We start from the raw sequence: 19,857 nt of genomic DNA, 5'->3' as shown, positions 1-19,857 counted from the left end.
CACTAGCCCAATTGCTCGCAGAAATAAAGACGATACAACTGACAGCTGGGTAAAGCGTAATTTCCTTCAAGTTTTACCAAACCCATGCTTTCTAATTTATAAGCAGTAATTGCTTCTAATTGCACGCATTCAGTGGCTGTCACAACTCGTTTAAATGCCGTTGCAAGTTCGGGATGTTCTTGTAGATTGGCAAGGTGATGGCGGAGGTAGTTACTGTAAATACCACCAATAGTTGGGGCTTCTTGCAAAAGTTGCTCTAGGGTAATCTTCTGAGTTGCCAAGTGATAGAGGGCAAGACGTACTAGATAAGGATGACCGCCAATCATCTCTATAAGAGAAGCAAGTTTTTGAGATCCTACCGCCTCTTTTGCCCAAACTAAGCCATGACGTAATGCCAAATCCTGCACCTGGGTCAAAGTAAATTCTGGTAACTTAATTGCCAGCCCAACATTGAAAGGAGATTGATTGATATCCAATGGTATATAAGCTTCTGTGGCATGAACCACCACTAACCGAAGTTTTTGCCAGATATCCAGTTCTGCGGCTTCTTCATACCAAGAACGTAGCAGTGGCAAAAAGTCACCAGAGATTTCTGGATACTCAAAAATCCGATTGACTTCATCTAAAGCAAAGACCACTGGAGAACTGATTTTCTGCAACAAGTACTCTTGGAAATACAATGTGCAGCTGACTTTGCTCCCAATGTCCTCATCCCAGTAATCATCTAGCTTTGGTTCTACGTTCAATTGCCGACTGGCGTTAGCACAAAACCAGCGCAGGAATTTGTCCAAATTAGTGAAAACGTGACTATCTGCCAGTTGAAAACTTATTAATACGGTGTGTACCCCCCCTATCTGTCTGGCGTGAGCCAACATTCTCTGCATCAGGGAAGTTTTACCCATCTGCTTGGGTGCTTTAATTCGGATTAGGCTTCCGGGTTTGCTGATTTCACTATAAGTAAGTTCTTCAATAGGAGGACGCTTAATGTAAAAAAAGGAATTCAATGGCACTGAACCGCCAGGAATATCTAAGCTATCGGGAATTGAGACCGAGGCTTTTGTTTGCTCCTTTCCCTTGAACCCTATAACAGGTTCCAATTTCTTGCGATCCCCAGAGAAATCCTCCAAATCTTCTTTATTAATTAATTTTTCGTAATTTAACAGAACTGCTTGCGACTTCTTCTCAAGAGCGTAATTTTCTCCTCGCCGTCTCAGCACTGACCGAAAATTACTTTTTGTCACCTCCTCATCCAGTGCTTGGGACAGTAACTTCCATAGCTTGGAACCAACATCTTTAATATAATTAGCATCATAGCGAGCACTATCCGCTATCTCTTGATAGGTTTGCCCTTCCCAAGATTGGCGGAATACTAGCTCCTGTAAATTGTTTAGTCGATTTTCTAGAAATATATCTAGAACCAGTAATGCCTCATCAACATTCATCTTTGTCTCAATAGTGATAAAGTTGACTTTCTCTATGACTTTATCTGAACTTTTCAGATTTTTTTAATTTTTTCACTTAAATTTAACACGATCGACTAAACACTGATATTTTTTTACACAAACTATTTACTTTTTACGTAATATTTTATCTCTTTATTGACACCCTTCACTTACTCACTCGGTGGTGTACAAGTTGAATTTACCCCCTTATAAAGGTGGGAATATCGCACATCTAGTTCCCGAACCTTCATAAGGAGAGGGTTAGACAGGGGTATTATCAATGTGTTGCATTCTTTTTTCAAATTTGTATAAGCTACTTTTAGCTTTATCGTTTCAATGTATTCGTTCGCCGTTAAGCGTACCGCAAGCTAGACAGCGCGACAACGGACAGTTTATATTTTTTAGGTTGAACTCCTTATCTATAAATATTTAGTAAACAATCTAGTTTCTAATAAGCAATAAAAGAAACACAAAAACTATTCCAATCTTGCGATCGAATTTATAAAAAGACTAAATAATGTTTCTATTTACATTAGAAACATTGCTTTTTAACCATTGCTCGATCAGCCCGTATAAAACAGAACGTATCGTAATTTTTTTCTGAGTACAAAGCAATTTGAACTCAAGCTTTAATGATTTTGGAACATAAGCTTTAACATCTTCAGAATCTTGATTGGATAAATCAACAGAAAATTTAGAAACAGGCGCACCTGCTTGTATCCATTGCCGAATTAAATCCTCTAATACCTGACTCATTTCCAATTCTTTCCGTACACAGAGAACCTTAAACTGAATTTTTAAAGTTTTTGGTATAGCTGCTTTGACAACTACAATTTCTTCACTATCTTTTTTAATCACCATCTCATAATAGTAGTACTACAATCAATGCTCAAAAACTTTGCATCAATATTAGCTTGTTGATTTTTAATGTCAACACTAATACCAAATTTATTCAATAAATTGTTGCCCTTACAGTTCTTACTTCATATTAAGGATTATAAATCCATTGCAAGTATTTTGTTACCGTGCTTTGTTTCCTCCAAAACTTCTGTTTGTTAGGTTATTTGCTTAATTGTAGACATTTTGCAATTTTTGACAATTAAAGAAAGATAAGTTAAGCAAAATTTTATGAAAAATTAAACTAATTTTATAAATTTTGATGAAAATTATAAAATGCTCTTATGTAATGTCAAACGTGGTGAATCGGTATTGTTAACATATAAAATAGCCCTCATGTTTATTAAGAGGGCTGGTAAATAATGGGTGAGAAAATTTAATTGAACTGTTGCCGACAGTAACGCTTATGTCTTAATCAATGGGGGCATTGGGGATTTGGGTACTTACTTCTGCTTGAGACAGATTGGGAATAGTCCAGTTTGGCTCACCAGGAGCGATCGCGCCTGCAATAGGAGCATTCAATTCGAGTTCGCCAGTGACAGGATTGGTTCTAGCCACCAGCTTTGTTCCATCAATAATCTTGAGAACAAAAGGCTGTTGTCCGGTCGTTTCAGGTGCAGGGGTTGGAAGAGTAACACCAGCTACTTTTGCGTCATTGGGCAAGTATATGCCATCACAGTCCCACTCATCGTCCGTCTTGCGACCATTTCCTAAATAGAACAAGGTATTGGTAGGAGTACCGTATTTGCTTGGTCTATGAGCGTAGACACCTATTGTCCTTCCTGTTTCATTTCGGCAAACACCCCAGTCTTCTGTGCTCTCCATGATATATTTCTGAAATTGCAAATCAGCAATTCTTTTCTGCAAATCTTCCGAAGTATAACCACCTTGTGATGGATCGTTTCTAATTTGCAAGAGTTGATCGAGCTGTTGAGATATCCCGATGTACTCAGGGCTCTTTTCCGCGATCGGGTCTGCAAAAGCAGGTTGAGCAATCATCAAGGTAACCCACATTAACAGAAACACCAACAAGGCTTTAAAACTTTTCACAATTCTGCTCCTCTTCATTATGACAACAACTAGCTTTCTTTACTCACTATTTTTGTTATTTGGTTGGAAAAATGCCTGTATCTTTCTTGGAACTATAATTTACTATATCTAATCACTTTTCACATCACAAAACATCATTTTTTCCTAAAAATAGAAGAATTTTATGAAAAACCGGTGAGTTCTGCTTTTTCGATTATAAATCTTTATAGGAACCTATTAATGTGGGGATTGGCTCACCTTTGCTATGCAGAAGTCACCCCCTGACGTAATATACTAAAACTTATCCAACCAATAAACAGGACGGTAACTGATAACAGAGCCAGCAAAAAGCTGTCTAATGAAATATATACACCCAATCCAATCAACAGAAATGGTACAAGGGAGTTGCCGTAGCGCATGAGTATCTTGGCGATCGCTTTTTGATGAGTTAATCGATGGGCTATATAACACCAGAGCCCAACGAGAATAAAGAATACGCTGATGATAACGAGTAGATTTATCGGGTTACTGCTGGCAAACAATGGCATATAAATTCCAATATTGTCACCACCATTAGCAAAGGTAATGGCTGCAACACCATAGATTTGAGGAGACAGCAAACTCTGAATGGGTGAGGAGTTAGGAGGCAGTATTGTGAGTTCATCATCCAGATTATCCTCTTCAAATTTGACCAAGCGATTTAGACCTACCGCAATTGGGATAAAGCCAGAAACATCCATCCAGACACTTGGCAAAACAAAACTCCCAAAAAAACCTAACAGACTAATAGCAACCAACACCGTGAACCCTAAATACTGCCCTGCTATAATATGACGATACCGAAATGATGAATTGACCTGTGCGAAAAGTACTGTCAGGATGACAATGTCATCAAGGTTAGTTGCGCTAAAGGCGGCAATACTGGATGGTATAGCAGTAAACAATGCACTCATGTTTGTTTATCCTTGAATGTTTATCCAAAAAACAGATAGATAGCCGAGAGGTGGTATGAAGTTTGCAGATACTCCAACTTCACTCCTTGTATATTGCTGTAGAAGGTAAATCTTTTTGAAGCGCTGACTGAATGCGAATCACTTTCACTGCGACATTACCATTGTCTGTAACGGATTTGAGATAAACGAGATCGGCAAGACGCTGCCCCAACGTCAATTCAGAAGTTTTTTGTTGCTTTTGTAATTCAGTTGATGTATAATTTTTAGCCTGGGGCAGTTCTACAACAGTTTTGACAGTCTTGTTGGTGTCAGCTTTCATCGTGCATCTCCTGTTAAGTCTTACCTAATTTGATACCCTGCCAACTTCAGTTCTTGAGTTGCTAACTTGTTGTCGTGTTGTTGAAATCGTTCACCTATGTCTTAACATCCACTTTAGGTAACTCTTTAGGACTAAGCAAATGTTCTTATTTGTCAAAACAATAAATAAAAGTGATTGATACTTGACTATTGTAATTACGCGCCGGATCGCCGCGATAAAATCGGTCAAAAAGGCGTTCTCTGCTAACAACAAAGTCTGGGCTTGTGCGATGGGTAACTCTGACCTACTTTGTTAATCAATCGTGCGTATTGATGAATTTGCCGTCAAAAAAATAGTTGAAATCAGCATGGTGCCACCTGCAATACTGAAAAGAATTGTCAGATTTAAATCAGCTAAGATCCCAGCTAAAGCATAGGAAAAAACCCATATTACTGGGCAGGCGAATTTTATTGTTACGGGCTACTTGCAAAAGTTCATAGATGATTTGACTAAAACTCAGTTGAGACAAGCTTAAGTTATAATACTTTCGTAGCATCCGGTCATAATCACTTTCAAGGCGTCTCAAAATAACTGGTTCAGCAGAATCTGCTAGTTGTAAAGTTAATTGAGCGCACCTTTGAGCATCCAGATCCACAATTGCCAACAACATTTCTGTCAATATTTGTTGGGTACGGGGATCGAGCCGTCCCACCATGCCGCAGTCTAAAAGGGCAACGCGACCATCTCTGAGGTAAAATATGTTGCCGGGATGGGGATCGGCGTGGAAAAAGCCATCTATATAAAGTTGTTGAAAGAAGGCACGGAATAGGAGGCTGGTAATTGCTTGTCGCTTAGCTGCAGGATCGGAGCCATTGGTGTCATTGCTCAAATCTGCCGACAGCAAAGGTACTCCATCGAGCCACTCCATGACCATTAACTTTGGTGTGGTCAAATCCCAGTAAATTTCAGCTACAACTAATTGGGTGGGATCGTACCACCGACTGTTCGATAGATTGCGCCGCAACTGGTCAGTAAAACCCGCCTCTCGTGTAAAATCTAACTCAGCTTCCAGTGCTTTGGTAAATTCTTCAGCTATAGATTTAATTTCATAAGTTTGCCCAAATTCTGTACGGGCAACCAAATCGGCAATACCTTGAATTAAAGCAATATCCTGGGCAACAGTAATATCAATTCCCGGACGTTGCACCTTAAGAGCAACTTCCCGACCATCTACAAGTGTGGCTCGGTGTGTCTGGGCAATAGAACCAGCTGCGACTGGGATAGCATTGATTGTACTAAAAGTTTCTTCTAAAGGTTTTTTCAGTTGTTTGCGAATCAGGACTTCTACATCTGCCCAAGAAACTGGCGGAACTTCATCTTGTAGAGTGGACAATTCTTCTATGTAGGGTTCACTTAATAAGTCGGGGCGGGTGGACATCAGCTGACCCAACTTGACGTAGACTGGTCCTAAATCTACCAAGATGTTTTTTAATACAGCAGGTGTTGGTAGCTGGGGTTCGTCGGCTTTACCAACTGTGATCAGTCGCCGCATATAGTCCCAGCCATTGCGAAGCAGAACTTCAATAATTTCTCTTTGACGGGGAACGGTTTGAGTTAGGAACATCTTGATTGGGGATGAGGGATTAAGGGTTGGGGAGTGGGGTTTGGGGAGACAAGGAAGAGGGGGTAGACAAGGAGAAAAATTCTACAGTTCCCTTGTTTTCTTTGTCCCCTTGTCCCCTTATCCTCTCCTTCTGGTGATATACAAGATATACTCAAGGATGCACTCCTGTAACTTCTGGCTCAGGGTCTAGATTTTACAGTAGATTGGTGAATCGGGGATCGCTTTGCAGTGTTTTGAGAACTTGCTTGATTTCCTGGGTACGGTCTTTTTGTACAATGAGAGTGACATTGCGATCGCGTACAATCACAACATCCTCTAAACCGACGGTAACAATAACATCCTCTGGATTTGAAGAATAGACTATTGCCCCCTGTGTATCTAGCCCAACGTGAGTAGCAAGTTCAACATTGGGAGACCCTTCTTTTTTCAGTAAGCGTTCGATGGCATTCCAATCCCCCAGATCGTCCCAACCAAAATCTGCTGGAATAACATACGCTAGACCTGTCTTTTCCATTAATGCATAGTCTATACTCTTCTTAGGTAGCTGGGGGTAGATGTCAGGACCGTGTTTTTCTAACGGTTCGATGATTTCCGGCGCGTGGGTATGCAGTTCCTCAAGAACGACACCCGCCCGAAAAACAAACATGCCGCTATTCCAGCTAAAGCGTCCCGTAGAAAGAAAATTTTCTGCCGTTTGACGGTCGGGCTTTTCAGTAAAGCGGTTGACGTGATAAGCTGGCAAGTCATTAAAGCTATCAATTATTTCACCTTGTTCTATGTAGCCGTAACCAGTTGATGGGAAGGTTGGCTTGATCCCCATAGTAACAATTGCTGAATAGCTTGCCGCAAGCTGCGAAGCAGCATCTATTGTGCTTGCAAATGCTTTTTGGTCGGCGATCCAGTGGTCAGCGGGAAAAAAGCCAATAATGGCATCTTCACCATAACGGTTTTTAACTTCCAAACTTGTCCAGGCAACCGCAGCGGCAGTGTCCCTTCCCTGTGACTCGATTAGTAAATTGTCAGATGGCAGTTCGGGTAATTGCTCTCGAACACCTTGAGCTATCTGACTAGAAGTGATTACCCACAAGTTCTCCCAACCGCCTGCTAGTGATAGCAGTCGGTCAGCAGTTGCTTGCAGGAGGCTTCTATTGCTGCCATCGAGATTTAAAAATTGCTTGGGGCGATTTTGGCGACTCAAAGGCCAAAAACGTTCACCTTTACCACCGGCAAGAATAACAGGGAATAAGGGTTTACTCATCGTTTCATAGAAACTTATTGAAGAACATTACAAGTGTACTGTCTCCAAAAGAAGAATGAAGAAGTATAAAGTTGTTCAAGTGAAATAAGAGGGAATCCTAAGAAAGGGTCAAGGATAAAGGGTCAAGGATAAAAACGGCTGACTTCATCCTTCATCCTTTATACGTTCATACTTTTTGCAGGTGATTTGGTTCACTTGCAAGCTTTATAGCTTGAATTAACATTACGTTTAGGGAGTGGTTGAGTGGGGAGAGATTTGTGGTCAAACAAGTAGCAAAAACAAATCAAAGCACATCTCAGGCGGAGCAACAATCACCAAATGAGGTGAGAGTCAAACACCAAGAACAAGATTCCCATACCTACGTGGAATCTACAGGGTCAATTCCCAGCCAACTTTATTACAGGCTGGGGTTGGCAATGCCTCGGTGGTTATTTTGGATACTAACAATAGTGGTCGGGATCACTCTATCAGGTTTGCTGGTATCAACTTTGGCGCTTTGGACTCCTTTATGGAGTGACATGGATCGAACAGACGAAGAGTTCAGTAGTACTGGTCAAGATACTCACAAAGGCCCGTTACCAGGGGAATTGTGGAGTAATATCTCCCAATACCAACTCACACGACCAATGAATATTTTGATAATGGGTATTGAGCCCGTTCCTGGTAGTGTGGATGGTTCTCCAGAAAGTTTTTCTGGCAAAAGCGATACAGTGTTGTTAGTACGGTTAAATCCACAAAACAAAACAATTCGAGTGCTATCGATCCCCAAAGACACCATGATAGCAATACCAGAAAAGGGATTGCATAAAGTGTCTGATGCCAATGCCCAAGGTGGTCATGTTATGGCAGCGCGGGTAGTCAGCCGTACTTTGAGTAATGCCCCTATCGATCGCTATATCCGTATTTCCTCTGGGGGTTTGCGACAGCTCGTAGATCAGTTTGGTGGGGTTGAAGTATTTGTACCTAAACCAATGGTGCAACAAGGCTCTACTGGGGGACCATCAATTAATTTAGTCAGTGGCTGGCAAACTCTCAATGGCGAACAAGCAGAACAGTTTGTGCGGTTCCGCGAAGAAGGGTTGGGGGATTTGGAAAGAGTTCAGCGACAGCAAGCATTTATCTTGGGCTTGAGAGAACGTCTTTACAGCCCTACTGTTAAGCCTAAGTTGCCGCAACTCGTTCGCCTTATGCGAAGGTACTTTGATACGAATCTCAAGTTGGAAGAAATGATGGCGTTGGTCAACTTTAGCCTGAATATAGAGCGGGATAAGTTCCAAATGACCATATTGCCCGGTATCTTCAGCCGTATGAGTCAAGATCCAAACAGCTACTGGCTGGATTTGACTGGACGAGTTGACTTGCTTGACGAGTATGCGGGCGTGACAATATCTGGAATGTCACCAACCCTGCGCCCTGTATCACAACTTAAAATTGCTATTCAAAATGCTTCCCAAAAGCCCCAATTAGCTGAAAAAGTCATCAATTATCTTAAAGAAAAAGGTTTTGCTAAGGTTTACGCAGTGCCAGATTGGTCTGATACTAGAAGTGAATCTAAGATTATTGTTCAGAAGGGTAGCCGACAAGCAGGAGAACAAATACACGAGCTATTTGGCAAGGGTCAGGTTGAGGTATCGGGAACTGGTGAGTTGGAATCTGATATCACTATCCGTATTGGGAAAGATTGGGAATAGTTAGTGGTTGGTGGTTGATTGTTGCTGCTTAGTCGTTTTCTACGAACCACTAACTACTAACTACTAACTACTAACTAAATAACCATTGACAAAGTCATGAAAAAAATTCTACTTCGCCTACTCGGTATCACGGTCATTCTGTCTCTCGCCTGGTTATGGGTATTGCTCAATTCCAGTCCAGCGTTTGCTGGTAAAGTGTAGTTGGATGGTGGGCAGTGCCCACCCTACCAATAACAACTAACTACTAACTACTAACTACTAACTAATAACCATTAACTACTATCAACGACGATTTTGTCGAAATTACCCTGACAAACGAGTAAACTTTGGTTAAATGTTTTCAGGTACTCGCTCTTCTATAGTTGTCAGGTATTATTTGTGACACAAGACAAAAAGGTTTCTCGTTCAATAGCGGGAATCGCCGGCATTGTTGCCGCAGGTACTTTAATTAGCAAAGTTGTGGGTTTAGTCCGGCAGCAAGCAATTGCTGCTGCTTTTGGTCTGGGAGTCGTGGCTGATGCTTATCAATTTGCTTATGTTATCCCTGGTTTTTTGCTAATATTACTGGGTGGGATCAATGGTCCATTCCATAGTGCTATTGTGAGCGTTTTAGCTAAGCGCAAGCAAGAAGAAGCAGCTCCGTTGGTGGAGACAATTACAACCCTTGTGGGTTGTGTACTCCTCGTTCTTACAATTCTTTTGGTTCTTTTTTCAGGAAACTTAATCGATGTGGTAGCACCTGGTTTAAGTAAACTACCACAAGGTGCAGCAGTCAAAGCGATCGCAGTTCAACAACTTCAAATTATGGCACCAATGGCAATCCTCGCTGGGTTGATTGGCATTGGTTTTGGAACCCTCAATGCTGCCAATTTATTTTGGCTGCCTTCCATCAGCCCTTTGTTTTCCAGCATCACCGTTATTATCGGTTTGGGTATTTTGTGGCTGCAATTGGGTAACAAAATTACCACGGCTGAATACGCAGCGCTTGGCGGAATGGTATTAGCTGTAGGAACCTTAGCCGGAGCGATATTGCAATGGGTTGTGCAGCTTGTGGCGCAAGCACAGGCTGGAATGGGTGGTTTTCGCTTGCGATTTAATATCAATCAGCCTGGGGTGGGGGAGGTCATGAAAATCATGGGACCAGCCACTATTTCCTCTGGAATGCTGCAAATCAACCTCTGGGTTATTTTGTTTTTTGCTTCCGGTATTCCATCGGCTGCAGCAGCACTGGCGAATGCCAATCTTCTGGTACAAACACCACTGGGAATTATTTCTAGTATGATTTTGGTTCCTCTATTACCAGTGTTCTCCCGATTGGCAGACCCCAAAGATTGGGACGACCTAAAATTACGCATTCGCCAAGGGTTGATCCTCTCCGCTTTTACCATGCTGCCTCTCGGTGCTTTGATGATCGCTTTGGCTGTACCAATTGTGCGCGTGATTTACGAACGTGGAGCTTTCCAACGAGCAGAATCTCAACTGGTATCTTCTTTGCTGGTGGCTTATGGCGCTGGAATGTTTGTTTATTTGGCGCGTGATGTTTTGGTTCGAGTCTTTTATGCTTTGGGTGATGGAGATACACCGTTTCGGGTTAGCAGTTTTAACATATTCCTCAACGTTGTCTTAGCTTACTTTTTTATTAATGTTTTAAAATTAGGTGCTCCTGGTTTAGTGTTAACCACTGTGGGAGTAAATTTTAGCTCTACATTAATGTTGCTATGGTTGCTGCATCGTAAAATTCATGGATTACCTTTGCTAAAGTGGAGTTTGCCCATTCTGGGTATGACCGTTGGTAGTGTGGTGGCTGGCTTAGCAAGCTATGGGACTCTTGAGTTTTCTCAAAGGCTTCTAGGTAAAGATGGTTTGCCGATACAATTATTGCAATTAGCTATTGCTGGTTTAGTTGGCATTGGAATTTTTGCTGCGATCGCCGCGAGTCTAAAAATGCCAGAGGTGAATGTATTTGTCTCTCGTTTGCGACAACGTTTTTTGAAGCGAAGCCCGTAACCTTACATCTATAACTACTATTATATCTCAAAAAACAGACCTTATGTTCACCAAACAGGGTGGAAAAAACTTCATCCGTTTGGGTAACCTAAGTGTGCGAGGTTATCTTTTGTGAAAAAAGGGACTCTAGTAATAGAAAGCATTGATTCGACTTAACTCGTTAGAAAGAGAACCCTATGAAACTCACAAAATTAGCAACCTCTGCACTTGTTTTTGCTTCTGTTGTTCTTTCCGCAGGAATTGCCTCTGCTCAACCAGCTCCAACACGGGGTACAACCGCTAACTACTTGGGTGCTGGTGTTGCTGCTGGTGTGACAAACGGCGGACAAGACAACGATGCAGCAACATTAGGTGGCAATATTCAAGGACGATTTGCCGTTCCCAATGCCCCTGTTTCAGTTCGCGGCGCTGTTTTGTTCGGTGGTGATGCAACCGCAGCTATGCCAATGGTAACTTACGATGTACCCGTTGCTAAAAATACGAACGTTTATGTTGGTGGCGGTTACTCCTTTGTAACTGAAGAAGGTCAAAGCACACAATTGGGAAATCAAAATTCACCTGTCGTAACGATTGGTGCTGAGAGAGAAGTGGCAAAAAACTTCGTTTTATATGGTGATGCTAAGTGGGGCATTGATGCTTATGAAAATAGTTCTGCAGATGCCCTCAGCATTCAAACAGGAGTTGGCTTGCGCTTCTAATCTTTCCAAGCACCATTGGGTAAAGAAGGATTTTGATGCGGAAGTATAAGCAACATTACCAAGGGCAGCGGAGGTAAAATCTACGCCCTTCGCTGCCTTTTAATTGCTGCATCAAGATATATTAACAAGTACAAAAAATATTGATTTAAGACCTGATTTGTGGACCGCACACCGGGCATTGCGGAAGCTTATCTAGAACTTGGTATTGCATAGATAGTGATGTCAAATCTATTGCAATCAGCCTGCCTTTTAAGTGTTGATGCTCCCCCCACACAATCCATTTTGCTGTTTCCATCGCTATCAAATTTAACCCTAGCTGAAAGCTGGTGGGAAGAACTGCCCGAGAAGAGAGCAAGGATGGTATTACGCCTTTTTCTACTGTAGTTTCAGCTTCACGCTTGCTTCGCAGATGTTTGGCAAGGCACTCCCAACAGCCAGTTTGACCGGGAACAAACAGCGGTCCCAAACAAATCACTGTACCGACAGGTTTGGCAAGCAGCCAAGGTTTTCGGGTTTGTTCTGCTTCCCTATTCAACCCATCCAAACCAAGTTGCAGGTAGTCATCAGTTAATACAACCGTAAAGTCTCCCCCCTCACCAACTTGAAGGTCGAGTGATTTCAAGACGGGGATAAATGCCTCAACTCCCACTTCCCCAAAGGCAGTTATGGAAACCCTGCTCTCTTGCAGTTTGCGAATGGCATTTCCAGGTTCTACTCCCAAGGCATTCCAGAATGCTGCTACCTTTTGTGGCACGATATCCGGAGCTTCCGCAAGATATCCTTCGCTCTCCAAACGGGTCAACACATTGTGAATCTCAAAGAGGGTTGCTTCGTCTCGTAACTGGTGAGCTATTTCATTAACAGTATGGCGACCATTTAAAAAGGGGGCTAAAAGAACGTATAGGCGACCGCCAAGGGTGCATTGCCCTTGCTCGCTAAGTAGGTAAACGGTATCGGGTTCCACTACTCTAACGTGGTAATGGGGGTTAAACATTGGTTTGTAAAACATATTTATCTAAATTTATGCTCTGGACATATAACATAAATTACTGTATATGTTTATGGCAAAAATAAATAGGTTAACACAAATAAAGTTAACTAATGAAGGTCGTCACTAGTCCTTTGTCATTTGTCATTGGTAAGAATTTCAGCAAGTTCTGGTTGTTAAAAGGTTGAGAAACAGTCAGCCAAAGGAATGGTAAACCAAAACGTTGCTCCTGCACCTGGTTGAGTGTCAACCGTTATGTGCCCCTTGTGAGCAGTGATAATTTGGCGACATAGGTACAACCCTAAGCCGATACCTGTGGCTTTTGCCCGACTCCCTATAAATATAAGGGTCAAATAATTGATTGCAGATATCCCGAACTATTCCCATACCATCATCTTGAATGGTGCAGTGCATCATATCATGTCCGCATAAAGACTTAATCATTAAGGCAAATGAGGAGATGGGGGGCGGGTTTTCCAGTTTTTGCACAGGATGACAAAATTGTAGGTTGGGTTTCACGCAGTGAAACCCAACAATTCGATTACAGTAGTTACAACAAGGGTGCTGTACGGATTGTTTTTAGGGCGGGTTGAGAGCCTCCGTTCACCGCCAACGCCCCTGCCGATGTATTTCATTTACCTGAAATGTGCTGTATGTTTGAAATTGGTGTCATCTCTGGGAAAAAATAATTCGCGGATGATACAAAATAAGTAATAGCATAATAGCTGAACGTTACCACAAATGTACTTATTGATGTGAACAAGGGGCAGTATGTCTCAAGCATTATTCAAGCCAATAACAGTTAAAGAATTTTTGGAGTGGATTCCAGAAAATTCAGGAAAGCGTTACGAGCTACATAATGGAGCAATAGTAGAGATGTCACAGCCATTAGGGGAACATGAAGAAGTTACGGGATTTTTAAATACCCAGTTAGTTGTAGAATTTACACGACTAAAACTTCCTTACTTTATTCCCAAAACCGCACTCATACAATCTGCAACTAGCAATTCTACTTATTCACCAGACATATTAATTCTCAATAAACCTGCTCTACAATCAGAGGAGTTTTGGGCAAAGTACTCTACTGTTCAGCGAGGAATTTCTATCCCTTTAGTGGTGGAAATAGTCAGCACAAATTGGCGTGATGACTACTATAAAAAACTGGGTGAATATGAAGAGATAAAAATATCAGAGTATTGGATTGTAGATTATTTGGGATTGGGTGGCATCAAATATATAGGCGACCCAAAACAACCTACTTTGTCAATTTACAAACTAGTTAATGATGAATATCAAGTTAATCAGTTTAGGGGCGAAGAGCGCATTATTTCTCCTACATTCCCAGAACTAAACCTGACCGCACAACAAATTTTTAATGCTACTTTATAATTGAAACAGCTTTTTTAAATTTTTATTATCAGAGATTTTTGCATTGACTGCAAAAAATTTTTATCTAGTGAGTGGTTAGTAGTTATCTCGTCAGTTAGTTGAAACAAATGCTACGACCAATGGTACGGAGTGGACACAGCCCAATCAAGAGTTATTCCTCCCAACCACTAACGTAATTCGTCATTGAAAGTCCAACTACGAATTACGAATTATTTTGATTCCTCGGTTCCCCTTGATTACCGGCATTTAGGGACTGTGTATTTATCTAAGTAATAATGACGAGAGTCGTGTACTTTTGTAAAGAATTACAACTTAGTAAAAAGACCAATCCAGAGATCGGGGGAATAAGTGAGGCACTTAACCCCTAACCTCTAACCTCTAACCCCTGACTCTTAAGTAAATAAAGAATTTATATGATAGAAGTGTAAAAAGTTGTGAACTCTAAGGCTGTTTTATGCCATCTCCATTTCCGGGAATGAACCCTTATCTTGAAAATCCCGAATTATGGCCAGAAGTACATCATCGATTGATTAGTGCGATCGCCAATGCAATTGAGTCAAACCTGAGCCAAGACTACCGGGTGGCAATTGAGAAACGGGTTTATACCACTGTGCCAGAGGATGCGGTATTAATTGGAATTCCAAATGCGTCAGTGGTATCTCAGTCGGGTAGTCGTCAATCTCCTACCACCTTGACAACCCCAGCATCTGATTCATCTATTACTGTGATGCTACCGATTCCACAGGAAATTCGAGAAGGTTGTCTAGAAATTCGGGATATTGCAACAGGAACAGTGATTGCGGCGATTGAGATTTTATCCCCAACAAACAAGCGCCCCGGTAAAGGACGAGATACTTATGAAAAAAAGCGCAATGCCGTTTTAGAAAGCGCAACCCATTTGGTGGAAATAGATTTGTTGCGGGAAGGAACGCCAATGGTGATGGTAGGTAACGTTCCTCACTCACACTACCGCATTTTAGTCAGCCGTGCCCAACAACGTCCAAGGGCACAACTTTATGCATTTAATCTTCAGCAAGCCATTCCTACATTCCCACTTCCATTGAAGCCAAACGATGCAGAACTGTCAGTGGATTTGCAAAGCCTGGTGTTGCAAATTTACAACCAGGCGAGGTACGATTTGGCGATCGATTATCACCAAGACCCCATTCCACTTTTACACGAAGCAGATCGGACTTGGGTAGATGTGCTTTTGCAAGCAAAGGGATTGCGGTAGTTTGAACATCAAGACAAAAAAAGGCTCTCAGTATAAAGGCATTTGGATGAAATTAACAGGCTGATACTGCAAGCTTTACAAAGAGCGTGCATCTGTGAGCCTTATTTTCGCCAAGGTCTACTAGTATATTTTCGGCAAAGTTTTACAATAGACAATGTATGGATTCCTCTGCGGAAGACTTGAGTAAATTCCTAAACCAATAAAGGTTGATGCTATTGGTAATAGTTTATCAGCAATAATTATGTCAGCAAGAGGAGATTCTTATGTATGATTTGATTGTGGGTTCGTGGTTTTAGGCATTCATCGGGAAAATCAGCTGGGGAGGGTGTAGGAATCACAAGTAAACTTGGTGCATGAAGAGATATGAACAAAATTAAGCTAACTTTATTGGCTTTTTCAACGCTCAGTTTATTCACAATTGGGCTAACCCAACTCAAGCTTCCCCAAGAACACCTTAACGTTGTTTCTCGACCATCCAAATCGAATACGCTTCCCTTGTCGCGTCTTCAACCGGAAGTTATCAAAAAGTTACTCGACAGTAAAGATATTAACTCTGCAATTATACACATCGAGCGGGGATGGAAGCAGCAGTATGACGAATATACCCAGGGAAAACTGCCTTCCAATCAGGTTCTCGAAGTTCAACAAATGAAGCAGATTCTAAGTGATATAGGTCAGAATGTTGGTAAAAAAAGTGCTTTGATATATGCAGTGCCTACGCCCAATCACCTCGAATTAATATTGGTATTGCCGGATAAATCACCAATTCACAAGCGTATTCCAGCAGCAAAAAGAGAGGTTCTGATTAGCTTGGTCAGTCAATTCCGCACTGATATTGTTAATCCGAATTCTCAGCGCAGTGAGTATCTGAATTCGGGTAAAAAAGTATATGACTTTCTAATTGCTCCTTTGGAATCTGAACTACAAGCACAAGGTATTAATAATCTTATATTTTGTTTGGGAGGTGGTTTACGAACTGTTCCTTTAGCGGCGATTCATGATGGGGAGAAGTTTTTAGTTGAGAAATATAGTTTGGGCATTATTCCAGCTTTCAATCTACTAGATTTTCAAAATAACAAGATTAGCCAAGCCCGAGTTTTAGCAATGGGAGCTTCGCAATTTCAAAACAAGGAACCCTTACCTGCAGTTCCCCTAGAGTTGTCAAATATTATAAGTAATAAATGGGCGGGAAAGTCTTTATTAAACAAAGAATTTACCCTAAAAAACTTGAAGAAAGAACGCTCTATTTATCCTTTCGGGATAGTACATTTAGCTACCCACGCTGAATTTTCCCCCGGTTCTGTTGAGCAATCTTACATTCAGTTTTGGGATAGCGAAGTTCGCTTGGATGAACTCAAAACTCTGGAATTAGATAGTCCTCCTGTGGAGTTATTGGTATTGAGTGCTTGTCGTACTGCATTGGGCGATCCTCAAGCTGAGTTGGGGTTTGCTGGGTTGGCTGTACAGTCGGGAGCAAAAGCTGCTGTGGCAAGTCTTTGGTCGGTTGATGACGGGGGAACTTTGGCTTTAATGATTCAATTTTACGAACAACTTAAAGCTAATCCAATTAAGTCAGAAGCACTACGACAAGCTCAAATTGCCATGCTCACACAGCAGGTAAGTTTAAAAAAGAATTCGGGAATTCGTGGGAGTGGTTCTTTACCTGCACAAGTTGCTGCACTTGATAGTCAGGAGTTATCCCATCCTTATTATTGGGCTGGCTTTACATTGATTGGAAATCCCTGGTAATGTGAGTTGTGGGTTTAATTTTTTATTTTGAACTTTTAATTTTTAAGTGCTTATGCGTCCACGTCAAAATATCATAGAACTTTTTTCTACTTTTTTAAAATTTGATGCCGATAAATTTAGTAGTTGGATAACTGATGCTAAACTACATCGGAGTATGAGAGCTTGTTTCAAGCAGGTTCCCGAAGCTCAAACATCTGAGGAGTTTTGGGCTGTTTATTGGCACAAACAAGTGCAAAAATCGGAAAAAGCGGAATTGGCTTTAGGACATATGTTTGCTTATCTGCAAGAACCTTGTTACTGGAGCCTACAAAAGATGATGCGACGGTTGCAAGAGTCTAACGGTAAAATGCCAGACTTTTTTCAAGTTGCGATCGCATCTGTTCCCAAAATTCTCAAATCTTGCAATCCCGATGTCAGCGGTAGCGTTAAGGGTTATGCGACCATCGCTTTTGGTAATATTATTCGAGATTATCTACGGCGAAATCGGGAAACTGATTTGTGCAATAATTGGGCTTTATTACTCAAAGTCAGTCGCAAACTCCTGACGGAATCCCTGCAAAATGCTGGACTCGATGCTACAACTATTGAAAGTTATTTGCTGGCTTGGACTTGTTTTGAAAGTATTTATCTACCGCGAAAGTCCCCTCAGTTGAGACAAATCGCACCACCAGAACCGAAAATCTGGGAAGAAATAGCAACCGCTTATAACCAAAGGCGTCACCAGCTTTCTTTCGCCGGTCGGGAATGTACTCAGGAAAGTATAGAACGTTGGCTAACAGAATGTGGAAATCAAGTTCGTAAATATTTGTATCCCTCTGTCAAGTCCCTCAACGCTCCCAAACCAGGGTACGAGGAGGGGGAATTGCAGGATGAATTAGTCGATTCATTTCGGGAACCCATGCTCGCGGAATTGATTCAACACGAAGAGCAAGCTACACGTCTCGAACAAAAAAATCAAATTAACGATGTTTTAGAAGGTGCGATCGCAAAGCTAGATTCTACGGCTCAACAACTGCTAAAACTCTATTACCAACAGGGTTTAACCCAACAGCAAATCGCTAAAGAGTTAGCAGTCCAACAATACACCGTATCCCGCAAGTTATCTAAAATACGAGAATCATTATTATTAACCCTAACCCGTTGGAGTCAGGAAACCCTGCATAATTCCGTAACCTCTGACGTGGTTAAGTATATCAGCACAATCTTGGAGGAATGGTTGCAAGCACATTATCACGGCGGCTGATTAATGGGTGCTTTGCGTGCGTGCTACCGATTGGGTTTTGATAAAAATCTAAAACTCATAACTTCCAAAATTCAAAACCCAAAATTCTGTAAAGACGCGATACCCTAGCATCTCTACAAATCCACAACTCAAAATTCAAAATTCAAAATCCAATGACTTCCCTAGCCGACAATCTTACCCAACTACAATTCCAAATATCTTCCGATTTGGCACAGGAATCTTGGCTAAAAAGCCAATCACAACCAACTGCTAAAGGACAGTGGAATCAATATTTAAACCAGATTTGCCTGCAAACTTTTCTCCCTTGGCTGCAAGCAGAATATCAACCACAGGCAAGTCTTTTGTTAGATGAAATATTACTCCCGAGTTTTTGGTCGGTTGTTAATGGTACGGCTTTAAGCTGGGGAAATAAACGTTTGATTTTGATACCAGAAAAATCTTTGGATAATAGTGAATATCAAATTCCTCAAGAATGGGTGGATATTCCAAAATTGGCGGGAGATTATTATTTAGCAGTTCAAATCAACCCTGATGAGCTATCAATGCGAGTGTGGGGATATACGACGCACAAACAAATTAAAAATTCAGCTACTTATAACTCTAGTGACAGAACATATAGCCTTGATGCCTTGGAAATCATTCAAGATTTAAATGTTTTGTGGGTGGTAAATCAACTCAATCCCAACGAGGAAACCCAAGTTTCTCTTACTAGCCTACCTCCTGTACCCACAACTCAAGCAGATAATGTATTATCTAGATTAGCGAATCCAAATATTATTCAACCCAGATTAGAATTACCCTTTTCCTTATGGGGAGAATTGATAAGTAATGATGTTTGGCGACAAAGACTACATCAATTACGTCAAGGACAATTACAAGGTTATCTTGCACCCAGTCAGGTAGCGGTAAATCTCAGCCGATGGTTGCAAAATACCTTTGAAGATAGCTGGCAATCTTTAGAAAATTTCTTTGGTAATAGTGCTTTCAGCTTTAGTTTTAGGAGAACAACAGAGGAAAATGATGCAACTATCAAAAGGGGAAAATCCTTAAATTTACCCAATTGTGAAGCATTATTATTAATGGGATTGGATGCAGAAACAGACGGTAGAATTAGTATTCGGATTCAATTACGCAGTCGCAGCCAAGAAGAAGCTTTACCACCAGCAACTCATCTCAAATTACTATCTGCGTCGGGACAAGTTATTCAGTCAAGTCAATCGCGTATGCAGGATAATATTATGCAATTAAAACGGTTTAAAATTTCTCCTGGAACTCAATTTAAGATTCAAATTGAAATAGATAATTTTGTTGTCACAGAAGATTTTTTGATTTAATTGACGAGGAGTTTGAAGGGAAA

General features: G+C 41.3%; 16 protein-coding genes and 1 pseudogene. 8 read left to right on the top strand and 9 right to left on the bottom strand.

From position 1 onward, the window contains the following. Positions 1-2: 2 nt before the first annotated feature. The 7 genes and pseudogenes from ACYRY3_RS33800 to ACYRY3_RS33770 all read right to left on the bottom strand — a co-directional run bounded on the left by ACYRY3_RS33800 (position 3) and on the right by ACYRY3_RS33770 (position 7,501). The gene (locus tag ACYRY3_RS33800) at positions 3-1,442 is read right to left on the bottom strand and encodes an AAA-like domain-containing protein (protein WP_460206041.1); all 1,440 of its coding nucleotides are present in this window, start codon (positions 1,440-1,442) and stop codon (positions 3-5) included. 510 nt (positions 1,443-1,952) lie between these two features. After that, on the bottom strand, positions 1,953-2,303 hold the full coding sequence (locus tag ACYRY3_RS33795; protein ID WP_460206040.1) for a hypothetical protein: 351 nt from the start codon (positions 2,301-2,303) through the stop codon (positions 1,953-1,955). A gap of 447 nt (positions 2,304-2,750) precedes the next feature. Next, entirely contained in the window at positions 2,751-3,389 is a 639-nt protein-coding gene (locus ACYRY3_RS33790; protein ID WP_460206039.1) for a hypothetical protein, read from the bottom strand. 242 nt (positions 3,390-3,631) lie between these two features. Beyond that, positions 3,632-4,321 carry a cadmium resistance transporter gene (locus ACYRY3_RS33785; RefSeq protein ID WP_460206038.1) on the bottom strand — a complete coding sequence of 230 codons (690 nt, stop codon included), beginning with the start codon at positions 4,319-4,321 and terminating at the stop codon, positions 3,632-3,634. A gap of 79 nt (positions 4,322-4,400) precedes the next feature. Next, on the bottom strand, positions 4,401-4,640 hold the full coding sequence (locus ACYRY3_RS33780) for a hypothetical protein (protein ID WP_460206037.1): 240 nt from the start codon (positions 4,638-4,640) through the stop codon (positions 4,401-4,403). A gap of 415 nt (positions 4,641-5,055) precedes the next feature. Then, positions 5,056-6,243 (bottom strand): annotated as a pseudogene (locus tag ACYRY3_RS33775) (ABC1 kinase family protein); the annotation flags it as partial. Positions 6,244-6,436: 193 nt separating this feature from the next. Further along, on the bottom strand, positions 6,437-7,501 hold the full coding sequence (locus ACYRY3_RS33770; RefSeq protein ID WP_460206036.1) for a mannose-1-phosphate guanylyltransferase: 1,065 nt from the start codon (positions 7,499-7,501) through the stop codon (positions 6,437-6,439). A gap of 257 nt (positions 7,502-7,758) precedes the next feature. Between ACYRY3_RS33770 and ACYRY3_RS33765 the strand changes: the two genes are divergently transcribed. The 3 genes from ACYRY3_RS33765 to ACYRY3_RS33755 all read left to right on the top strand — a co-directional run bounded on the left by ACYRY3_RS33765 (position 7,759) and on the right by ACYRY3_RS33755 (position 11,897). Continuing rightward, on the top strand, positions 7,759-9,192 hold the full coding sequence (locus tag ACYRY3_RS33765) for an LCP family protein (RefSeq protein ID WP_460206035.1): 1,434 nt from the start codon (positions 7,759-7,761) through the stop codon (positions 9,190-9,192). Between the two features lie 378 nt (positions 9,193-9,570). Continuing rightward, positions 9,571-11,199, top strand: a complete 1,629-nt coding sequence (murJ, locus tag ACYRY3_RS33760; protein WP_460206034.1) for a murein biosynthesis integral membrane protein MurJ — start codon at positions 9,571-9,573, stop codon at positions 11,197-11,199. A gap of 176 nt (positions 11,200-11,375) precedes the next feature. After that, entirely contained in the window at positions 11,376-11,897 is a 522-nt protein-coding gene (locus tag ACYRY3_RS33755) for an outer membrane beta-barrel protein (protein ID WP_460206033.1), read from the top strand. Positions 11,898-12,042: 145 nt separating this feature from the next. Here ACYRY3_RS33755 and ACYRY3_RS33750 read toward each other — a convergent pair whose 3' ends face one another. Then, positions 12,043-12,906 (bottom strand): TOMM precursor leader peptide-binding protein, encoded by an 864-nt coding sequence (locus ACYRY3_RS33750; protein WP_460206032.1) that lies wholly within the window; start codon positions 12,904-12,906, stop codon positions 12,043-12,045. A gap of 155 nt (positions 12,907-13,061) precedes the next feature. After that, positions 13,062-13,238, bottom strand: a complete 177-nt coding sequence (locus ACYRY3_RS33745; protein ID WP_460206031.1) for an ATP-binding protein — start codon at positions 13,236-13,238, stop codon at positions 13,062-13,064. Positions 13,239-13,656: 418 nt separating this feature from the next. Here ACYRY3_RS33745 and ACYRY3_RS33740 point away from each other — a divergent pair, with 418 nt between their 5' ends. The 5 genes from ACYRY3_RS33740 (at position 13,657) to ACYRY3_RS33720 (ending at position 19,834) form a co-directional block, all read left to right on the top strand. Continuing rightward, the gene (locus tag ACYRY3_RS33740) at positions 13,657-14,274 is read left to right on the top strand and encodes a Uma2 family endonuclease (protein ID WP_460206030.1); all 618 of its coding nucleotides are present in this window, start codon (positions 13,657-13,659) and stop codon (positions 14,272-14,274) included. Between the two features lie 454 nt (positions 14,275-14,728). Then, positions 14,729-15,508: a DUF4058 family protein gene (locus ACYRY3_RS33735; protein ID WP_460206029.1), complete on the top strand. Its 780-nt coding sequence runs from the start codon at positions 14,729-14,731 to the stop codon at positions 15,506-15,508. Positions 15,509-15,871: 363 nt separating this feature from the next. Continuing rightward, a complete protein-coding gene (locus ACYRY3_RS33730; protein ID WP_460206028.1) occupies positions 15,872-17,257 on the top strand; it encodes a CHAT domain-containing protein in 1,386 nt (461 codons plus the stop codon). A 52-nt stretch (positions 17,258-17,309) separates the two neighbouring features. Then, positions 17,310-18,500: a sigma-70 family RNA polymerase sigma factor gene (locus tag ACYRY3_RS33725; protein WP_460206027.1), complete on the top strand. Its 1,191-nt coding sequence runs from the start codon at positions 17,310-17,312 to the stop codon at positions 18,498-18,500. 152 nt (positions 18,501-18,652) lie between these two features. Beyond that, positions 18,653-19,834, top strand: coding sequence for a DUF1822 family protein (locus tag ACYRY3_RS33720; RefSeq protein ID WP_460206026.1), 1,182 nt, complete (start codon positions 18,653-18,655; stop codon positions 19,832-19,834). Positions 19,835-19,857: the final 23 nt, after the last annotated feature.

This window comes from Scytonema sp. NUACC21 (assembly GCF_054684315.1).
The sequence above is the reverse complement of the archived record's forward strand: the minus strand, read 5'-3'. Positions and strand labels throughout refer to the sequence as shown.